Source organism: Rhizobium sp. N731 (assembly GCF_001664145.1).
Taxonomy (GTDB): domain Bacteria; phylum Pseudomonadota; class Alphaproteobacteria; order Rhizobiales; family Rhizobiaceae; genus Rhizobium; species Rhizobium esperanzae.
The window spans coordinates 2,396,747-2,414,394 of sequence record NZ_CP013601.1 but is presented as its reverse complement, the minus strand read 5'-3'; the positions used below and the strand labels follow the sequence as shown (position 1 = coordinate 2,414,394).

14 protein-coding genes are annotated in these 17,648 nt (G+C 62.5%); 9 read left to right on the top strand and 5 right to left on the bottom strand.

The window, feature by feature from the left end; genetic code table 11:
* From AMK02_RS11890 to AMK02_RS11880, 3 genes are read left to right on the top strand one after another with little or no spacing between them, the layout of a single operon-like run.
* The gene (locus AMK02_RS11890) at positions 1–846 is read left to right on the top strand and encodes an ABC transporter ATP-binding protein (RefSeq protein WP_064802987.1); all 846 of its coding nucleotides are present in this window, start codon (positions 1–3) and stop codon (positions 844–846) included.
* 8 nt (positions 847–854) lie between these two features.
* On the top strand, positions 855–2,225 hold the full coding sequence (locus AMK02_RS11885) for an MlaD family protein (RefSeq protein ID WP_064802985.1): 1,371 nt from the start codon (positions 855–857) through the stop codon (positions 2,223–2,225).
* Positions 2,226–2,250: 25 nt separating this feature from the next.
* Positions 2,251–2,862 carry an ABC-type transport auxiliary lipoprotein family protein gene (locus AMK02_RS11880; protein ID WP_064802983.1) on the top strand — a complete coding sequence of 204 codons (612 nt, stop codon included), beginning with the start codon at positions 2,251–2,253 and terminating at the stop codon, positions 2,860–2,862.
* A gap of 125 nt (positions 2,863–2,987) precedes the next feature.
* Here AMK02_RS11880 and AMK02_RS11875 read toward each other — a convergent pair whose 3' ends face one another.
* The gene (locus AMK02_RS11875; protein ID WP_064802981.1) at positions 2,988–3,863 is read right to left on the bottom strand and encodes a D-alanyl-D-alanine carboxypeptidase family protein; all 876 of its coding nucleotides are present in this window, start codon (positions 3,861–3,863) and stop codon (positions 2,988–2,990) included.
* Positions 3,864–4,232: 369 nt separating this feature from the next.
* Between AMK02_RS11875 and AMK02_RS11870 the strand changes: the two genes are divergently transcribed.
* Complete coding sequence (locus tag AMK02_RS11870) at positions 4,233–4,982, top strand: aminoacyl--tRNA ligase-related protein (RefSeq protein ID WP_064802979.1); 750 nt, start codon at positions 4,233–4,235, stop codon at positions 4,980–4,982.
* A gap of 81 nt (positions 4,983–5,063) precedes the next feature.
* Here AMK02_RS11870 and AMK02_RS11865 read toward each other — a convergent pair whose 3' ends face one another.
* Together AMK02_RS11865 and AMK02_RS11860 are read right to left on the bottom strand one after the other, a co-directional pair.
* Positions 5,064–5,624: a cysteine hydrolase family protein gene (locus AMK02_RS11865; protein WP_064802977.1), complete on the bottom strand. Its 561-nt coding sequence runs from the start codon at positions 5,622–5,624 to the stop codon at positions 5,064–5,066.
* Between the two features lie 104 nt (positions 5,625–5,728).
* On the bottom strand, positions 5,729–12,703 hold the full coding sequence (locus AMK02_RS11860; protein WP_064802975.1) for a hypothetical protein: 6,975 nt from the start codon (positions 12,701–12,703) through the stop codon (positions 5,729–5,731).
* Between the two features lie 464 nt (positions 12,704–13,167).
* On the opposite strand from AMK02_RS11860, the gene AMK02_RS11855 reads away from it, so the two are divergent.
* Entirely contained in the window at positions 13,168–13,551 is a 384-nt protein-coding gene (locus AMK02_RS11855; protein ID WP_064802974.1) for an Hpt domain-containing protein, read from the top strand.
* Between the two features lie 206 nt (positions 13,552–13,757).
* On the top strand, positions 13,758–14,078 hold the full coding sequence (locus AMK02_RS11850) for a 2Fe-2S iron-sulfur cluster-binding protein (RefSeq protein ID WP_011425597.1): 321 nt from the start codon (positions 13,758–13,760) through the stop codon (positions 14,076–14,078).
* Between the two features lie 357 nt (positions 14,079–14,435).
* On the opposite strand, the gene AMK02_RS11845 is transcribed toward AMK02_RS11850, so the two are convergent.
* On the bottom strand, positions 14,436–15,062 hold the full coding sequence (locus AMK02_RS11845; protein WP_064802972.1) for a DUF922 domain-containing Zn-dependent protease: 627 nt from the start codon (positions 15,060–15,062) through the stop codon (positions 14,436–14,438).
* A 102-nt stretch (positions 15,063–15,164) separates the two neighbouring features.
* Here AMK02_RS11845 and folP point away from each other — a divergent pair, with 102 nt between their 5' ends.
* Genes folP through folK form a run of 3 tightly spaced genes read left to right on the top strand, consistent with a single transcriptional unit; the run spans position 15,165 to position 16,907 of the window.
* A complete protein-coding gene (folP, locus tag AMK02_RS11840) occupies positions 15,165–16,034 on the top strand; it encodes a dihydropteroate synthase (protein WP_064806161.1) in 870 nt (289 codons plus the stop codon).
* A complete protein-coding gene (gene folB / locus AMK02_RS11835) occupies positions 16,031–16,396 on the top strand; it encodes a dihydroneopterin aldolase (RefSeq protein ID WP_008525873.1) in 366 nt (121 codons plus the stop codon). Before folP ends, folB begins: the two co-directional genes overlap by 4 nt.
* Entirely contained in the window at positions 16,389–16,907 is a 519-nt protein-coding gene (folK, locus tag AMK02_RS11830) for a 2-amino-4-hydroxy-6-hydroxymethyldihydropteridine diphosphokinase (protein WP_064802970.1), read from the top strand. Before folB ends, folK begins: the two co-directional genes overlap by 8 nt.
* 62 nt (positions 16,908–16,969) lie before the next feature.
* Here the strand turns inward: folK and AMK02_RS11825 are convergent, their stop codons facing one another.
* Positions 16,970–17,521, bottom strand: a complete 552-nt coding sequence (locus AMK02_RS11825; RefSeq protein ID WP_064802969.1) for a hypothetical protein — start codon at positions 17,519–17,521, stop codon at positions 16,970–16,972.
* Between the last annotated feature and the right edge of the window lie 127 nt (positions 17,522–17,648).

Here is a 17,648-nt window from a genome sequence, read left to right as displayed (position 1 = left end):
ATGGCGGGCAGCGTGGACGAGCAACCGATCGAAAACGAAGGACAGGGCAGGGATGTCGTGCTTTCGGCGCGCGACGTCACGGTCGCTTTCGGCTCCAAGGTGGTGCTCGACAAACTGAACCTCGATATCTATCGCGGTGAGATCCTCGGCTTCGTCGGTGCGTCGGGCACCGGCAAATCGGTGCTGATGCGCACGGTGCTGAGGCTGCTGCCGCGCCGCTCCGGCACGATCAAGATCCTCGGCCAGGATTTCGACGAGCTCAACGAGCCGCAGCGCAACGCGCTCGACATGCGGCTCGGCGTGCTTTTCCAGCAGGGCGCATTATTTTCATCGCTCACCGTCAAGGAAAACATCCAAGTGCCGATGCGCGAATATCTCGATCTGCCGCACTCGCTGATGGATGAGCTGGCGCATCTGAAGATCCGCATGGTGGGGCTGGCGGCCGATGCCGCCGACAAATATCCGTCCGAGCTTTCGGGCGGCATGATCAAGCGTGCCGCGCTTGCCCGCGCCCTGGCGCTCGATCCCGAGCTCGTCTTTCTGGACGAACCGACTTCAGGTCTCGATCCGATCGGGGCGGCCGAGTTCGACGAACTCATTGCCAATCTGCGCGATAGTCTCGGACTGACCGTCTATATGGTGACGCACGATCTCGACAGCCTGTTTTCGGTTTGTGACCGTATTGCCGTGCTCGGAAAGAAGCGGGTAATGGTGGAAGGCACGATCGACGACATGCTGGCCTATGACGATCCGTGGGTGCAGGCCTATTTTAGAGGTAAGCGAGCACGGTCGATCGTGCCGCAGGACAATGGCGCGCGGCACGATAATGGCAGCGGCGGGAAGTGATCGGATAGATGGAAACCAAAGCCAATTATACGATTGTCGGTTTTTTCACGGTGCTGGTGATCGCGGCCGCCTTCGGCTTCGTCTACTGGATGGCCGAATATGGCCGCGGCGGCCCGATGACGGAGCTGATCGTGCGTATTCCCGGCTCGGCCAACGGGCTCAGCGTCGGCTCGCCGGTGCGCTTCAACGGTATCCAGGTGGGCTCGGTGCAGACGCTGTCGATCGATGCCGACGATCCCCAATATTCGCTCGCCTTCACCCAGGTGCGCACGGACGCACCGATTTATCCCTCCACCAAGGCCGCGCTGGAAATTCAGGGCCTGACGGGGGCCGCCTATATCGAACTGTCGGGTGGCCGTAAGGGTGAGGAGAGTATCCTTAAACATGCGATCGAAAACGGCAAACGCGCCGTTATCGTCGCCGACCAGTCGAGTGTCACCAATCTTCTGGCGACCGCCGACAAGATTCTTGATCGCGCCAATGACGCGGTCGGCGAACTTCAGGGTTTCATCGAAGATTCGCGTGCTCCGCTGACCCAGACGTTCAAGAATGCCGAAACCTTCTCGGATGCGCTGGCCAAGAATTCCGACAATATCGACGCCTTCCTGCAGAGCGTCGGTGAGCTCTCCAACACGGTGAAGGCGGTTTCCGGGCGTGTCGATTCGACGCTTCAGGCCGTGGAATCGCTGGTCAGGGCCGTCGACGCGCAGAAGGTCGACAATATCGTCTCCAATGCCGAGAAGATCACCGCCAATGTCGCCGATGCCTCGGGCGATCTCAAGGGCGCGATCCAGAAGTTCGACGAGACCGCCACCACCTTCAACGATTTCGGCAAGCAGGCGCAGGCAACGCTCGACCGCGTCGACACGCTCGTCGCCCAGATCGACCCGGCGAAGATCAAGGGTTCGGTCGACGATATCTCGCAAGCCACAAAGGATGCGCGTGCGGCCGTCGCCTCGATCCGCGACGTCGCCAACACCGTTTCGTTGCGCCAGAAAGATATCGACCAGACGATCCAGGACGTGTCGCAGCTTGCCAACAAGCTGAATTCGGCCTCGACACGCGTCGACGGCATTCTCATCAAGGTCGATGCGCTGCTTGGAACCGACAACACGCAATCGCTGTTCGCCGAGGCGCGCGGTACGCTGGAATCCTTCAAGAAGGTGGCCGACAATCTGAACTCGCGAATCGGTCCGATCGCCGATAATCTTCAGAAGTTCTCGAGCGGCGGCTTGCGCGACGTGCAGACTCTCATCAACGACATGCGCGGAACCGTGAGCAATCTCAACGATACGATCAGCAACTTCGACCGCAATCCGCAACGCCTGATCTTCGGCGGGGACACGGTCAAACAGTACGACGGCCGGACGCGGCGTTAACAGGGAAAGTCAGGGGTAGCCCAGTATGGTCGCATCGCATCTGTTGTCGCGCCGTTCGTGGATCAGGGGAACGGCGATCGCGCTGCCGCTGACTGCGTTGATCCTGTCGGGGTGTGGCACTTCAGCCAAGAACGATACCTATGATCTCTCTGCGGCCGTCGATGGCGATGGGCCTGCTGCCAAATCCCGCCAGATCCTGATCGCCGGCCCGACGGCACTCAGATCGCTCGATAGCGAGCAGATCGTCATCCGCGTCTCCTCGTCGGAAATCCAGTACCTGTCCCGGGCGCAGTGGGGCGACAAGCTGCCGCGCATCGTACAATCGAAACTGGTCGAGGCCTTCGAGAATTCCGGCAAGCTCGGCGGGGTCGGCATGCCGGGGCAGGGGCTGGCGATCGACTACCAGATCGTCACCGATATCCGCGCATTCGAGATCGACGCTTCGAATGGCAACCAGGCGGTAGTCGAAATCTCCGCCAAGATTCTGAACGACCGAAACGGCTCGGTGCGCGCCCAGAAGGTGTTCCGCGCCATGACGCCGGCCGGCGGCGACAATGTCGGCTTCGTCAAGGGTCTCGACCGCGCCTTTTCGACGGTGGTTTCGGAGATTGTCAGCTGGACGCTGCGCTCAATCTGACAAGACGTTTGTTAAACGCTGCGCCGACGTCAAAAATTGCTGATTGCGGAAAATATTGGCCCCATCAGGTTGGAGCGGCCACCCTATTTAAATTTCTTCATGAATTTGTGAGCTTGACTTGCCGGCTACTTCGTCGGCAGCGCATCCGTCATCGTCGCTGCAGGCTGGCTGCCTGGGATGGTGGAGGCGGTGGCGGTTGGTGATGACGGCAGGGTGCTGTCGAGGAGGCCCGCCATCTTGTCGTCGCGCAGGCTTGCAGTCTTTTCACCCATGACGACGCCGACGACGCGGCGGCCATCCTTCAGCGCCGAGGTCACGACATTGTAGCCGGATGCATCGGTATAGCCCGTCTTGATGCCATCGACGCCGTCATAACGATACATCAGATTGTTATGGCCGCGCAGTTTCATGCCGCGGAACTGAAAGCCGCGCATCGAGAAGAGCTTGAACTCCTCTGGAAAGTCCCGCATCAACGAAAGGGCGAGCGTAGCCATGTCGCGCGCCGTGGTAACCTGCTCCGGATCGGGAAGGCCCGACGGGTTCTTGAAGACCGTGTCCTTCATCCCCAGCTGGCGCGCCTTGTCGGTCATCGTTCTGGCGAAAGCCGGTTCGGAGCCGCCGAGCTGTTCAGCGATCGCCACGGCGGAATCGTTGGCAGACAGCACGACGATGCTTTCGACCGCTTCACGCAGTGTTACCTTGCGGCCGGCGCCGACGGCAAGCTTGAAGGGTTCCTTGCTCTCGGCATTTTCCGACATGGTGAGCTTCTGATCCCAGGTGAGGCGTCCATCGTGCAGCGCCTCGAAAGCGAGATAAAGCGTCATCATCTTGGTCAGCGACGCGGGATAGTTGAGATCATCCTGGTTGGAGGCTTCAAGGACCTGACCGGATTGCGCATCAATGACGAAGCTTGCCTGACCGGCCTTAGCCGGAATGAAAGCGCCCATCAGCAGGGTGGACGAGAGCGCGATGGCAAGGAGCCGGGATGTCGTCGTGGTCATCGGTATTGCTGTCTCTTTCGTTGCACGGCCGAGGCGCCGTTGGCTTTAAACGCAAGCGGATCGAAAAAGTTTGTGACGGAATGAAGGAAGGTGGGCAATAAAAAAGGCCTATCCACAGATGATACCTTTTGTCTCGGCCCCTGCGGTTTTGACAATCGCGCGCATGGCACGTAGAAATTTGTCATGAGCATGAAGCGCGCGCCTTTCTCCCACCATGACCGCACCTGCCCGCAGGTCGCGATCGCGCGCGCCATTGGCGGACGAGGTCTCCGCGTCCTGCTGTGACGTCCGGGCGCTGCATGCGTCCGGCGCGCGGCCGGACGTAAAGCCCTTCACCACGTCAACAGGGTTGCCCGGGAGACAGGCAGCATGCTCAATATTTATCACGTCAATTCGCTCGTCCATTGGGAGGAGCGCGAGATCAATCTGCGCGATCATATGATCGGCTTTTTCTCCCAAGAGGTCCGCAGCTTTCTCAGATCGGTTAATCCAGCCTGGGATATGCGAAGGGTCGAGGCGCCGGCGCTGACGCCGCGGTCGCTGGTTTCAAGTGCCTATTCGAATGCCGACATCTGGGTCCAGGAACAGCTCGCGGCCGGCGATACTGCGCTGGTGCTGAGGCCGGAGACCACGCCTTCGACCTATGTCTACATGCAGCATATTCTTGGAAACCATTCAAAGACGCGGTTGCCTCTGTGTGTCTGGCAGGCCGGCAGGTCCTACCGCCGCGAGCAGGAGCAGCCGACGAAACACATGCGGCTGAAGGAATTCTGGCAGCTCGAATTTCAATGCGCCTTCACCGCCGACAGCGGCAACGACTATCACGCGGCGTGCCTTGAGCCGGTGCGCCGCATGATCGCCTCGCTGATCCATCTGCCGACGCGGGTCGTGCCCTCCGACCGGCTGCCGGCCTATTCAGAGGTGACGATGGATGTCGAGGTCGATAATGGCGACAAGTGGATGGAGGTCTGCTCGATCTCGCGGCGTACCGACTTTCCATACCGTTACCGGTCGCAGCCCCGGAAGGCAGCGGCCGTCGATCACAACGTCCTCGTGCTCGAAATCCCCATCGGCCTCGACCGTTGCGTGTACAACTGGGGCATAGCGGCCGAGGCGTGAGGGACGGAAAACCGGGACCGCATGGCGATCCCGGTTTTAGCTGCAGTTGTTCGGAAGATATAAGCGGTTGTTGCCGGAGCCTTATGAAAAGGCAATGTCGGCGGCAGGGCGGACATCCACAATCGCCTTGCCCGCATCGAAACCATCAAGCGTTTCGTTGTGGTGGGCGACAATCGCGGAGAATTTAAGGGTCGCCGTGTCGCCAGTTGTATGGCCGTCGGCAACCAAGGTCACGCCATAGCCGAGCGAAACGGCCCGCCTGACGGTCGTGTCGACGCAGAATTGCGACATGCAGCCGCCGACGATGAGGTGGGTAACCGATCGCTCTTGCAAGCGGTCGGCAAGATCGGTCCCGAAGAAGGAGTCGGCGCTTTTCTTGCGCACGACGACCTCACCTGTTTGCGGCGCAATCTCCCCGCGCAGCGCCCATCCTGGCGTGCCCACGGCCAATCGGTGACCGCTGTCGCCATCATGCTGCACCAGCACGACCGGTACGCCGGCCTGACGCGCCTTTTCCTTGAGCAACGCCAATCGAGCGACGGTCTCATCAAGTGCGGAATCGACCTCGGGCTGGCGCTCCGGCGTGGCCTTTCCGGAGAGAATTGCGTTCTGTACATCGATAATCAGAAGGGCCTTGGTCATTTCGTTCGCGGTTCCGGGCTGGGCAGCAGATCATATCCCCATCATCAGGGAAAGCCGCCTGACACATGTTCAGGCGGCTTCAGCTCCACGATATCGGCCAGACTCTATCTCAGCCTGCCCGCTGCATGGGCGAGCATGGTGTAAACCTTGCCCGTATCCGAGGTCAGATAGGACTGTGTGACTGTCTGGTTCGGGTCGGTTCGGGCGACGTCGGCGAGCAGCTTTTCGAAATCGCCGATATAGCGGTCGACGGCGGTGCGAAATTCCGGTTCGCGGTCGTATTTGCGCTTGATCTCGTCGAAGGTCTGCTGGCCCTTCAGCGTGTAGAGCCGGCGGGTGAAGACGTCGCGCTCGCCGCGCTGGTAGCGGCGCCAGAGATCGACCGACGCATCGTGATCGATGGCGCGGGCGATATCGACGGAGAGCGAATTCAGCGATTCCACGACATGGCGCGGATTGCGGCTGTCGTTGCTGCGTGCGGCCGGTGCGGCGGTTTCCGCCGGGCGCGCGGGAGCACGGGCCGGCGCCACGTCCGCGGCGTCTTCGCGGGATGCGCCTCGCAAAAGATCGCTGATCCAGCCACCGCTTTCCCGCGCCGGTTCCTGGCGGCCCAATTCCTGGCGAGCGGGGGCTGGCTGCTGGGCGGCCCGCTGAGGAGCGGCGGCCGGAGCGGATGGCGCAATCGTTCCGCGCAGACCGGTGGCTTCGATCGGCGGAGGCGCTGCCGGCTGCGGCGGCTGGGCTGCGATCGGCGGGGTCGGGCGCGGAGCCGGCTGCGCCTGGGCAAGCGAGCGGGCGGCGGGTTCTGAGATTTCGAGCTGCTGGCTGGAGCGGCCGACAAGCTGCGAGATATCCTGCAGGGCCTTGATCTGTTCGGCGACGGCGCGGCGCATGGCCGAGGCGCTTTCCTTGGCTTCCTCGGGCAGGTCGAAGGCGCCGCGCTTCAGTTCGGCGCGGGTGGCGTCGAGTTCGCTGCGGATGTCGGCAGCGGAGCGGCGGATGTCCTCGGTGGCGCCGGAGAAGCGGCCGACGGCATCCTCGATCGCCTCACGGAGCGATTCCCGCATATGCTGGGCGGCGCCGTCGGAGGCGCGGCCGGCTTCGCCGAGCATGCGCTCGACTTCCGACAGCGAGGCGGTGAGGCCGCCGCGAATGCGATTGGAGAGATCACCGGAACGGCGCTCGACATTGGCGAAGGTGCTTTCGATCGTCGTATTGGCCTCGTCGCCGGCGCGGGTGATCGCCTCGCGCATGGTTTCGGCCGCTTCCTGGGCGCGCTTCTCGGTTTCCGTCAGAACGCGACCGATATCGGCAAAGGAGGACTGAACGCCCTGGCGCAGGTTGCCGGTGACCTGGTTGGAGCGCTGCTCGGCCCGCTCGAACACGGTCTCGATCATGCCGCCGAGCCCGCGCATGGTCTTTTCGATCTCGTCGGAGCGTTGGACCAAGCTGACGGAGAGGGCTTGCAGCGCGCCTTCACGCTCTTCGAGCGTCGAGGCGAGGTTAGACTGGGCGGCACCCAGAAGCTGCGAGGCCTGGGTCAGAACCTTGGAGTGTTCGTCGAAGCGGCCGATGATGCTGCCGACCTGGGCCAGAGTCTGGCCAGAGATGTCGGAGAGGCGGTCGACCTTGCCTTCGAGAAGCCTGGTCGAGGCGCTGACCATTTCGGCAGCCTTGGTGGCGGAGTCGGCAAAGCGGGTCGTGGTTTCGCCGAGACGCCCGTCGACGCTCGTCAGCTGCTCGGCGGCGCGGTTCATCATCATTGCCATTGCCGCGCTGCTTTCCGACATGCGCTGAACCAGGCCGTTGACGTTGCCGACCAGGCTGTTCTCGATGGCGCTGACGGCGTTGGCAACATTCTCGGTGCGGGCGGCCACGGCGCTGGCGAGCGCTTCGTTCTCGGCACGCAGGCGATCGGCGCTGAGATTGGCTGCGGCGGTGATGCGGGCAGCGGCCTGCTCGCCGGCATCGGTGTAGCGATCGATGATCGGGCGGGCCGTTTCATCGAGTATGCGGGTCAATTCGACAGAGCGGCCTGATAGCATCGAGTTGAGGTCGCGGGTGCGTTCCTCAAGCGTCGAGCGGATCGAGTTGCCACGCGCTTCGAGCGCCCGGTCGACATCTGAGAGGGAGGTATCGATCTCGCGGACACGCTCCTCGAGATTGGAGCGGATGGCGCTGCTGCGCGCTTCGAGCGCCCGCTCGACATCCGCCATGGTGGCGGAAATCTCGCTGCCGGCCCCCGACAGCGTCGTGCGGATGGCATTGCCGCGCGCCTCGAGAGACTGGCCGGCGTCCGACAGGGCCCTGGAAATGGCATTGACCTGCGTGCCGACAACGGTCTCAGCCTCGGCGACCTTGTTGACGATGGCATTGCCGGCTTCCGAGAAGGTCTGGGCGACGGCAGCGGCCTGGGTTGCCAGGCGGTTCTGAGCTTCGGCAACCCGCGTGACGATCTGCGACGAGCGCTCATCCATGGTGCGGGTGAATTCGTCGCTTTTTGCATTGAGATCCTCGGCGAACTGCTGGCCGGTCTTGCCGAGCAGTTCCGTGGTTCTCGTCGCTTCGCCTTCCATTCCCTGGGCGGCTTCGGCTACCGCGCTGCGTAGCGTCGAGGCGAGGCCGGCGGCCTTGCCCTCGATGGTGCGGTTGACGGCGTCGAGGCCGACGGTCAACGCGCGATCCATGGTGGAGAGGCGTTCCTCGATGCGTTCGTTGCCGCGGTCCAAGGTTTCGCCGAGACTTGCCGTGCGGCCCTCGATGGCGCCTGCAAGCGTGGTCGTGCGGCTGTCCAGCGTCTCGGCCAGATTGGCGGTGCGGCTGTCGATTGCCTGTGTAAGATTGGCGGCGCTGCCTTCGAGCGTCGCCGAGATGCGCCGGGTGGCGTCGTCACCGAGCGCGCCGAGCCGGGAAATGCCGTCGGTAAGCACGCCGGAGAGCTGGCTGTTGGCGGCCTCGACCTTTTCGGCAACGCCGCCGACGCCGTCACGGATGCGGGTCTCGATCGCCGTAAGGCCGGCTTCCATACGAGAACCGGTTTCTTCAAGACGGCCCGCAAGGTTTTCAACCGACTGGTCGAGATGGGCCGAAAGGTTCTGGGCGGAGCTCGAAATCGTGTTCGCCGCCTCCTGGAAGCGGCCGGCGATCTGGCCGGCGCCGGCGCGCATGCGATCTTCCAATGTCTGGGCGCCGGCGTCGATCGCCTGGCGGATCGAGGCTTCACGATCTTCAAGCGACATTTCGAGCATGCTGACGCTCGTCGCCACCGAAGTGCCGATGCTGGTCGCCTGTTCGGTCAGCGTATCGCTGATCTGCGCATGCGCCTGGCTCAGCGACAGCTCGATGGCATTGCCGCGATCCTCAAGCGTCGTGCGGATGCGCTCATGGGCAGAAGCGAGTCCGCCTTCGATGCGCGCCGCGGCTTCCTCGGCCAAGCTCCCGAGCCGCGCATGGGCATCGCTGAGGCGGCCTTCGATACGGCCGGTCAAGCCGCCGACGAGATCCTCGAAGCGGGCACCGCCCGCATCGAGAACGCCCGAAAGCGCCGCGCTGTGCTCGGAGAGGGCGGATTCAAGCCGCCGCTGATTGTCGGCGTAGGCGTTGTGGATGGCGTCTGTCTTGTCGGCAAAGGCGCCGGCGACGCGGGCCTCTGCACTGGTGACGGCCTCCATGATCGCATTGCTGCGGGCTTCGAGGGCGCTGTCGAAGCGGCTCTGGTTGTCATCGAGCGAAATGGCGAGCGCCATGGTCTTTTCATCGAGCGTATCGGTGAGCCGGTCATGGCTTGCCGTTACGGCACCGACGAGCGCGGCGGCGCGGTGTCCCAGGGCTTCCTCGAGGCGGACCTGCCCTTCGTTCAGCGAGGCGGCCAGGGCGCTGGCCTTCTGGTCGAGCACGCCGTTCAGGCGTTCATGTGTGCCGGAGACCGCATTGGTGATCGCATCGGCGCCTGATGTCAGCGTCTCCTCGAGGCGGCTCTGGCTCTCGTTCAGCGAAATGGCAAGGGCCATCGCCCGATCGTCGAGCGTCTCGGACAGGCGGTCATGGGTGGCGGAAACCGCACTGAGGAAGGATTCCGAGCGGCTCTCCAGCGTGTCCTGCAGGCGGCTCTGACCTTCGCTCAAGGAGGCGGTCAGCGCCGATGCCTTCTCATCAAGGGTTTCGGCGATACGCTCATGCGTACCGGAGACGGCCTTGAGGAAAGCTTCGGAGCGGGCTTCCAGCGTGTCTTCGATCCGCGTCTGGTTCTCGTTGAGAGAGATTGCGAGCGCCATCGCCTTCTCGTCCAGCGTTTCCGACAGGCGGTCATGCGTGCCGGAAACGGCATTCAGCAGCGCCGACGACCGGGTCTGCAGCGTGTCCTCGATGCGGGCCTGGCCTTCGCTCAGCGAGATGGCAAGCGCCATCGCCTTTTCATCGAGCGTCTCGGAGAGACGGTCATGAGTGCCGGATACGGCATTCAGCAGGGCCGCGGAACGGGTTTCGAGGGTATTTTCGATGCGTGCCTGGGTCTCATTTAGCGAGTTGGCAAAAGCTGCCGCCTTATCTTGCAGCGTCTCGGCAAACCGGTCATGGGTGCCGGAGACGGCGTTCAGCAGGCCTGCAGAACCATTTTCCAGCGTTTCCTCGATCCGGGCCTGGCTCTCGTTCAAGGAAATGGCAAGCGCCATCACCTTTTCATCAAGGGTTTCGGCAAGCCGGTCGCTCGTGCCGGACACGCTGTTCAACAATGCTTCGGCGCGGGTTCCGAGCGCGTCCTCGATGCGGGCATGGCGCTCGTCGAGCGAGGCCGTAAGGGACGCTGCCTTGGTATCCAGCGTTTCCGACAGCCGATCATGTGTGCCCGAGACGGCATTGAGGAAGGCTGCGGAACGGGTCTCCAGCGTGTCTTCGATGCGGCTCTGGCTTTCGTTCAACGAGATGGCGAGCGCCATTGCCTTTTCGTCGAGCGTTTCGGAGAGGCGGTCATGAGTGCCGGAAACGGCGTTGATGATGGCGTCGGAGCGGGTCGTCAGCGCTTCCTCGAAGCGGCCGTGATGGGTGGTCAGCGCATCGATCAGCGCGCCGCCGCGCTCCGCCATGACGCTGTCGATACGCTCATGGGCTGTGCCAACCGCGTCCCGGATTTCTGCGGCGCGCGCTGTCAATACGCTGGTCAGTTCCTCGGCGCGGCCGCCGAAGGCCGTCGTAACCTGCTCGGTGCCGGCGGCAACGGCGGCGGTCAAATCGGTGGTGGTTGTGCGCAGCGTATCGCGGAACTCGGCCGAGCGGGCCTGAAGATTGTTGTGCAGGTCGGAGGTGCCTGATGCAAGCGCCAGCGCGATGTCCGACGTGGCGCTCTGCAGCGCCGAGGTCAGCTCGCCGGTGCGGCTGGTGAGTGCGGTGGTGATTTCTTCGGTGCGGCTGCTGAGCGTGCTCTCCAGCACTTCATGACCGGTTGCGAGCGCCGCCGCGAGCGCCAGTGACTGGTCGGTCATCGAGGAGCCGAGCCGGTCGATGCTGGAGCTCAAAATGCCCTCGATCGAATCCGAACCGCCGCTCAGCGTTTCGTTGATGCGGGCAAGGCTCTCCATCAGCTTGGTGTCGAGCGAGCCGGTGCGCTTGTCGAAAGCGCTGGTGAATTCGGCGACACGCTCGTCGAAGGCGGTCGATAGCTGGGCAACGGTCGTCTGCAGGCGCTCTTCGAAGAAGCCGGAGCGCAGATCAAGATCCATGACGGCGTCGTCGGCGGTGTTCTGCAGGCTCTGGCGGAAGGTCGCGCCCTTCTCATCGAGCGCGCTGTTCAGCTTTGAGAGCACATCGTCGAGCGTCCCGCCGATGGTGCGTTCGCCCGATGTCAGGCTCTCGTTGATCTCGCGGGTGCGGGCGATCAGGATCTCGTTCAGCTGATGCGTACGCTCGTTCAGCGCCGCGTTCAGCTTCTCGGTGCTGCTGTCCATGGTCGAGGCGCGCGTCTCGAACTGGCTGAGAAGTCTTTCGCCGTGTTCGTTGAGGTTGACGGAGAGCGCCTCGAGGCGGTTGTCGAATTCGGTGGCGAGCGCAAAGCCGGAGGCGTTGAGCGCCTGGAGCAGGCTGTCGGTCTTGGCGGCAAGCAGGCTGCCCATCGACTGCAGGGCGCTGTCCGATTTCTCCAGGATGGTCGCTGCGCGCGTGTCGATCAGCGAGGCGAAGGCTTCGCCCGATGTGGCGAGTCGCACGGCGATCTCTTCGGTCGCCAGCGACAGTTCTTCCTTCAACTGGTCGTGGACGCTGCCGATCGAGGTGCGGATACGGTCGGCATGGTTGACGATCGCCTCCCGCTCCGAACCGAGTTCATGGACAAGACCGCGCACGCGCAACTCGTTGTCGGCATAGGAGCGTTCGAGCGCGTTGACTTCGGAATGGACCAGCGTTTCCAGCTCGGAAGCGCGCGCGATGGTGCGCTCGATGCCTTCGTTCATCGCCGAGACCTCGCGGCGCACCGCCTGGCCAACGGTCATGATGCGTTCGGAGGCGATGGTTTCCGGCTCCGCCAGGCGCAATGCCACCTCTGCCATCGAGCGGGCGGCGTTGCGCATGTCCTGGGCGCGGGAGATCATGATGGCAAAAGCATAGAACATCATCACCGGAATGATGATGCCGACCAGGCCAGCAATGACGCCGGGCAGGGCGACGAGATCGGCGATCGAGCGGATCTGCCAGATCTGCGGCGCATAAAGCAGCGACATCAGGCCGAGGCCCGCCATGACCCAAAGCACGGAAAACAGGGTAGCGGTGCGCATGGCCGAGCGGCTGGAAGCGCCGTCGAAGGATTTCAGGATCGAGGCGGGCGTGTTGCGGCTGGCATCATTGGCGGGCGCGAAGGACGAAGCCCTGGAAGCCTGCTCGGCCCCGGCGCCGCGGCGGCTGCGGCGCTGCGCTTCTTCCTGGGCTTGCTGATTGCGCGCATTCGATGGATCAGACACATTACCCTCCGGCGCCTGGGGCGCGTCGCCGCGGCGAGACGGCACGTTATCCTTGCCGAAGTCGATCTGGAGCGCCTCGTCCAACGCCTTGAACGCCTTGTCCTCGATCGACTCGTTATATTTGTTATTCGCCATTCGGTTACGCCTCGTTACTGTCGGCCGGCCCGGCAGCACATCCCCGGCTTCCACCTTGTCCGGGAACAACTTTGCCGTAACGGCCCTCCATCCCAACCGCGGACGGATAAGCATGTCATTTCAGAGTAGATAGCCGCTTTTTCAAACGGAAGGTATCAAAACACTACCATTATCCACTCACTCGGCAAAGGCGCGTACCATAAACCCGCTCCACCAGTATCGTAGTGACACATCTGGGCTCTGCACACAATTAATGAAGGCTTGAGATTCATGGCTCGTTAACCCGTTGTTAACATCTTTGGATCCGGGGCTCTGCTTAAAAACCAATAATTTAGGGATATTTAACGGATGTTAACCATATGGTGAGATTTCCGCGCCCGATGTGCCGGAATTTAACGCGATGGCCACCCTTCTGACGCAGAACTGTAGCAAGTGCGGACGATCTGAGACGGGAGAAATGGCAAATGGCGGCCCAGCTGGCAGCATTGAAGATCGTATTCGAGGCGCCTGATAATGCAAAGGGGTCGTGCCCCTCGAAGGTCCGGCCGATCGATCTCGTCCATCTCGCAAAGCAGACGATGGGCGACAAGTCTCTGGAAATCGAAGTCCTTCAAATGTTTGCGCGCCAGGCGCGGGCGTGCCTCCAGGACATGGCGAGCGGTGAGACCGTGCGTGTCGGCGCGGCCGCGCACCGGCTGAAGGGCGCGGCGAGCTCGGTCGGCGCATTCCGCGTGTCGCAGACGGCTGAGGTCGTCGAAGAGACCGGCGGCGATGCCAGCGCAATGGCGGCGCTCGGCGCTGCCGTCCTCGATGCCGAGAATTTCATTCTCAAGCTTTGCCGCGGCTGACCTCCAAGTCTTCTTTCGTTGATCGAACGAGGCCTGTTGTTTCATTGCGGAACCACGGGTCTTTTTGCGACGTCCCAGATGACGCTTTGAAGACGGCGGGCGAAGGCCCGATCTGCGAGGTTATGGCGGATTTCCGAATGTTGACTGACGCGTCGAATTGTCGGAAGAAACTTCGCCCACCCATTTGAAGACCGGAAATAGTCCTGATGCCCAAACTTACCATCGTCGCCTTCGACGGCACGCGCTTCGACCTCGACGTCGACCAAGGCTCCACCGTGATGGAGAATGCCGTGCGCAATTCGGTGCCCGGCATCGAGGCCGAATGCGGCGGCGCCTGCGCCTGCGCCACCTGTCACGTCTATGTCGACGAGGAATGGACGGAGAAGGTCGGCCAGCCGGAAGCGATGGAAGAGGATATGCTCGACTTCGCCTTCGACGTGCGCCCGACCTCGCGGCTCTCCTGCCAGATCCGGATGAAGGCCGCTTATGACGGGCTCGTCGTGCACGTGCCTGAACGCCAGGCCTGAGGCGCCCCGCGTTTCGCGCTAACGTATCGGCCCGAAAATCGGAACCGATTTTCGGAGTTGAATAACCGACACCATCACCACAAAAAAGACGCCTCGCGCGCTGGTGCGAGCGAGGCGAGGCGGGCGCATTACCAACGGATGAGGGAGGAACATCCGCGGCTTCGGAACGCGCCAGGAGAACCCAGCGAGGAAAGTCCAGACGCCGTAGCTGAACTTTCGAATGTGTTCATATTAACGCGTTACGGTTGAGTCGGCCAGGATGAAAAATGACCATTAAAACGCTGGGGAAGGGGTAAGTTTCGCACAAGTTTCGTTGCGCAGCTAAGTTTTTCCGCTCGTCACCAGTTCGAAAATGCCTTATTTTCCGCCGGCTCGACCGTTGATTCGATTTCTCAGCAATCTCAGCATGCGCTTCTGGAAGTTGACCGCCTCAACCCGGTCGAATCGCGCCTGCAGCCGATCGTGCTCCTCTATGCCGCGAGTTGATTCGTTGGAGACGAGCTCCTGCATGGCCTCGCAGCTGCGCTGCTGCGGCAATGCGCGGATGGCGCGCTCCATGGCGCGGGCCTGATCTCTGGCGATCTCGGCGTGACGCTCCTCGTGGCGCTTGATGTCACTCGACAGTGCGTCCCATATCATCGACAGCTCCTTACTGGCGCCTCTGCGGCTATTCCAGCGCGGCAGGATGATCTGGGTGTGAACGGTGACCTTGACATTGCCGACGCGGCATCTGCCATTATCCTGGATATAGGTGGCCTCGCCGCCGAAGCGAATCTTGGTGGCCCCGGGATGGCGTGCCGACGAACCGCTCGCCGTCGGGCCGCGCCGGCCGAGTTCCCGGTCTAGCTCATCGGCGGTTTTGCCGCGGATGTCGAAATAGGAATAACTTTTCGATGCGATCACTTCAGCTGCCGCTGGACTGCTGAGAGAAAGAGCAATGGAAAAGGCGACAGGAAGGCACATATAACGCATTGCAAGCGGCATTCTGAAGGCAACCCATGTTGAAATCGGCAGGAGCTTGGGGCATAGCCACCGTAAGCGCAATATCGGATGGCGGCTTTTTTCGTCATCAATAGGACAAGTCTGGTGACAGGGCTCGAAGGCAGTTTCTGGCGTGTCGGCCATGGCCGAGAAATCGAACTCGGCCGTCGGTCGGCGATCATGGCGATCGTCAATGTGACGCCGGACTCCTTCTCCGACGGCGGACGTTTTGAAACCGTCGATGCCGCCGTCGAACACGCATTGCAGGCGGTCAGCGACGGTGCTGCGATCGTCGACATCGGTGGCGAATCGACCCGGCCGGGTGCGGCGTCGGTCAGCCCTTCGGAAGAGCAGGCGCGGGTGTTGCCGGTCATCGAGGCGCTGCGCGGTCGCACCGAGGCGCTGATCTCGATCGATACCTATCGCGCCGAGACGGCGCGGCTGGCCGTCGGCGCCGGCGCCCATATTGTCAACGACGTCTTCGGACTGCAGAAAGATGCAGGTATCGCGGATCTGGCCGCGGCCACGGGGGCGGGGCTCTGCATCATGCATACCGGCCGCGACAGGGCCAAACTTGCCGATGTGATCGCCGACCAGGCGCATTTCCTCGAACGGTCGCTGGCGATCGCCGCCGCGGCCGGAGTCAACAGCGACCGGATCGTGCTCGATCCGGGTTTCGGCTTCGCCAAGGAGACGGCGGAGGAGAACCTGGAGCTGATGGCGCGGTTTTCCGAACTGTCGCGCTTCGGCCTGCCGCTGCTTGCCGGCACCTCACGCAAACGCTTCCTCGGCGCGGTCACAGGGCGCGAGGCGCCGGAGAGGGATGCGGCGACGGCCGCATCAAGCGCGCTGCTCAGGCTTCAAGGGGCTGCGGTTTTCCGGGTGCACAATGTCGCAATCAACAGGGATGCGCTTGCTATCGCCGATGCTATGCTCAATGCGCGCCAGGAATTCGAGAGGAAGCGGCCGACATGACGACCTACACGATCACGCTGCAGAACTGCGCCTTCTTCGCGCGCCACGGCGTGCATGACGAGGAGGAATTCCTCGGCCAGCGCTTCTTCGTCGATGCCGAGCTCGATGTCGTCGCGGGCGAGGCGCTGGAAAGCGATTCAATCAACGACACCGTCAATTACGGCATTGCCTTCACGGTGATCGAGGAGATCGTCACCGGCAAGCGACGCTATCTCATCGAGGCCCTGGCGCTCGATATCGCCAAGGGCCTCTGTCAGACGTTCCCGCAGGTGCGGCGGGCGAAGATCACGGTGCGCAAGCCGAATGCGCCGGTGCCCGGCGTGCTCGATTTCGTGCAGGTGAGTGTTGAACATTTTGCCTGAGGCTGCATCGCAATCAGCCACACTCGGCCTCGGCGGCAATATCGGCGATCCGGTAAAGGCGATGGCCGCGGCGCTGCAGAGACTGGACGGGCGCGACGACTGTCGTGTCACCGCCGTGTCGCGGCTCTATCGCACGCCGCCGTGGGGCAAAACCGACCAATCGTTCTTCTTCAATGCCTGCGCCGCCGTCGAAACCCGGCTCCCTCCAGAGGCGCTGCTCGACGTCTGCCTGTCGATCGAGCGCGAGATGAAACGCGAGCGTGTCGAACGCTGGGGGCCGCGTACGCTCGATATCGACGTGCTGACCTATGGCGACGTCGTCCAGCAGGCGCCGCGGCTGGAGTTGCCGCATCCCCGTATGACCGATCGCGGGTTCGTCCTGATGCCGCTTGCCGATATCGCCCCAGGCCTTCTCGTCAGGGGCCGGCCGGTAAGCGACTGGCTGCTCGACGTTGACGTGACCGGCATCGAGGTCGCCGATGACAGCGGCGACTGGTGGCGGAACGCCTAAGGCTCTAAAATGCGAAACGGCGGGAAACCCGCCGCTTCAAGAAAACCCGCCATGCAGTCCGTCTACTGAATGGAGCCAACCGCCATTTCGTCGACCTGACGAGTCAATGTCAGGCCGATAACCGGGATCATCTGGCTTTCGACCTTGACCGACACGGTGACGTTCATCGTCTTGTCGTCACGCACGCGAGCGATCATCGCGCCATTCAGCTTGGCGCGGTTGATGCCGACCACGACGGTATCCTCGGTTACGGCGCCGGAGACGACGTCAAGACCCTTGCCGGCGGCGCCGTCGAGGAACTTGCCCGTGTAGGTGGAGCCCGACTGCGAGATGACGGCGCTCATTGGCTGCTTGAAGACGCCGACGCGGCAGGTTCCATCGAGCTTGATGCCAGCAGTGCCGTCGCCGGTGGGTTCACCGGTCAGATTGCAGGTGAATTTCGTGCCCTTGTACTTGCCGGCGACGATCTCGCCGGGGCCCTTCCAGGAGCCGGTGACGGATTCGAAAAAGGCCTTGTCGCGGGTTGCGGCAGTGGCTGCCGGAGCGACGTCTGCGACAGGAGACAATGCCGCGGCGGCGAGGCCGCATAAGAAGAGAAACTGGCGCGAATACATGGATTTTCCTTGGCAAACACCACTCACGAAGTGGTGCCAAGTTTTGCCGAAGAATGGTTAATCCTTCCTTTCGATTGTGCCGAAATGCGAGGGATTGGATTTCTGTCGCGCCGCGCGGATCTTAGGA

Bases quoted from the DNA above. Each gene is read 5' to 3' on its own strand.
- AMK02_RS11865 (WP_064802977.1), bottom strand. From the start codon at position 5,624: ATGACCAAGGCCCTTCTGATTATCGATGTACAGAACGCAATTCTCTCC.
- AMK02_RS11845 (WP_064802972.1), bottom strand. From the start codon at position 15,062: ATGCCGCTTGCAATGCGTTATATGTGCCTTCCTGTCGCCTTTTCCATT.
- AMK02_RS11875 (WP_064802981.1), bottom strand. From the start codon at position 3,863: ATGACCACGACGACATCCCGGCTCCTTGCCATCGCGCTCTCGTCCACC.
- AMK02_RS11850 (WP_011425597.1), top strand. From the start codon at position 13,758: ATGCCCAAACTTACCATCGTCGCCTTCGACGGCACGCGCTTCGACCTC.
- AMK02_RS11890 (WP_064802987.1), top strand. From the start codon at position 1: ATGGCGGGCAGCGTGGACGAGCAACCGATCGAAAACGAAGGACAGGGC.
- AMK02_RS11870 (WP_064802979.1), top strand. From the start codon at position 4,233: ATGCTCAATATTTATCACGTCAATTCGCTCGTCCATTGGGAGGAGCGC.
- AMK02_RS11825 (WP_064802969.1), bottom strand. From the start codon at position 17,521: ATGTATTCGCGCCAGTTTCTCTTCTTATGCGGCCTCGCCGCCGCGGCA.
- AMK02_RS11885 (WP_064802985.1), top strand. From the start codon at position 855: ATGGAAACCAAAGCCAATTATACGATTGTCGGTTTTTTCACGGTGCTG.
- folB (WP_008525873.1), top strand. From the start codon at position 16,031: ATGACGACCTACACGATCACGCTGCAGAACTGCGCCTTCTTCGCGCGC.
- AMK02_RS11880 (WP_064802983.1), top strand. From the start codon at position 2,251: ATGGTCGCATCGCATCTGTTGTCGCGCCGTTCGTGGATCAGGGGAACG.
- AMK02_RS11855 (WP_064802974.1), top strand. From the start codon at position 13,168: ATGGCGGCCCAGCTGGCAGCATTGAAGATCGTATTCGAGGCGCCTGAT.
- AMK02_RS11860 (WP_064802975.1), bottom strand. From the start codon at position 12,703: ATGGCGAATAACAAATATAACGAGTCGATCGAGGACAAGGCGTTCAAG.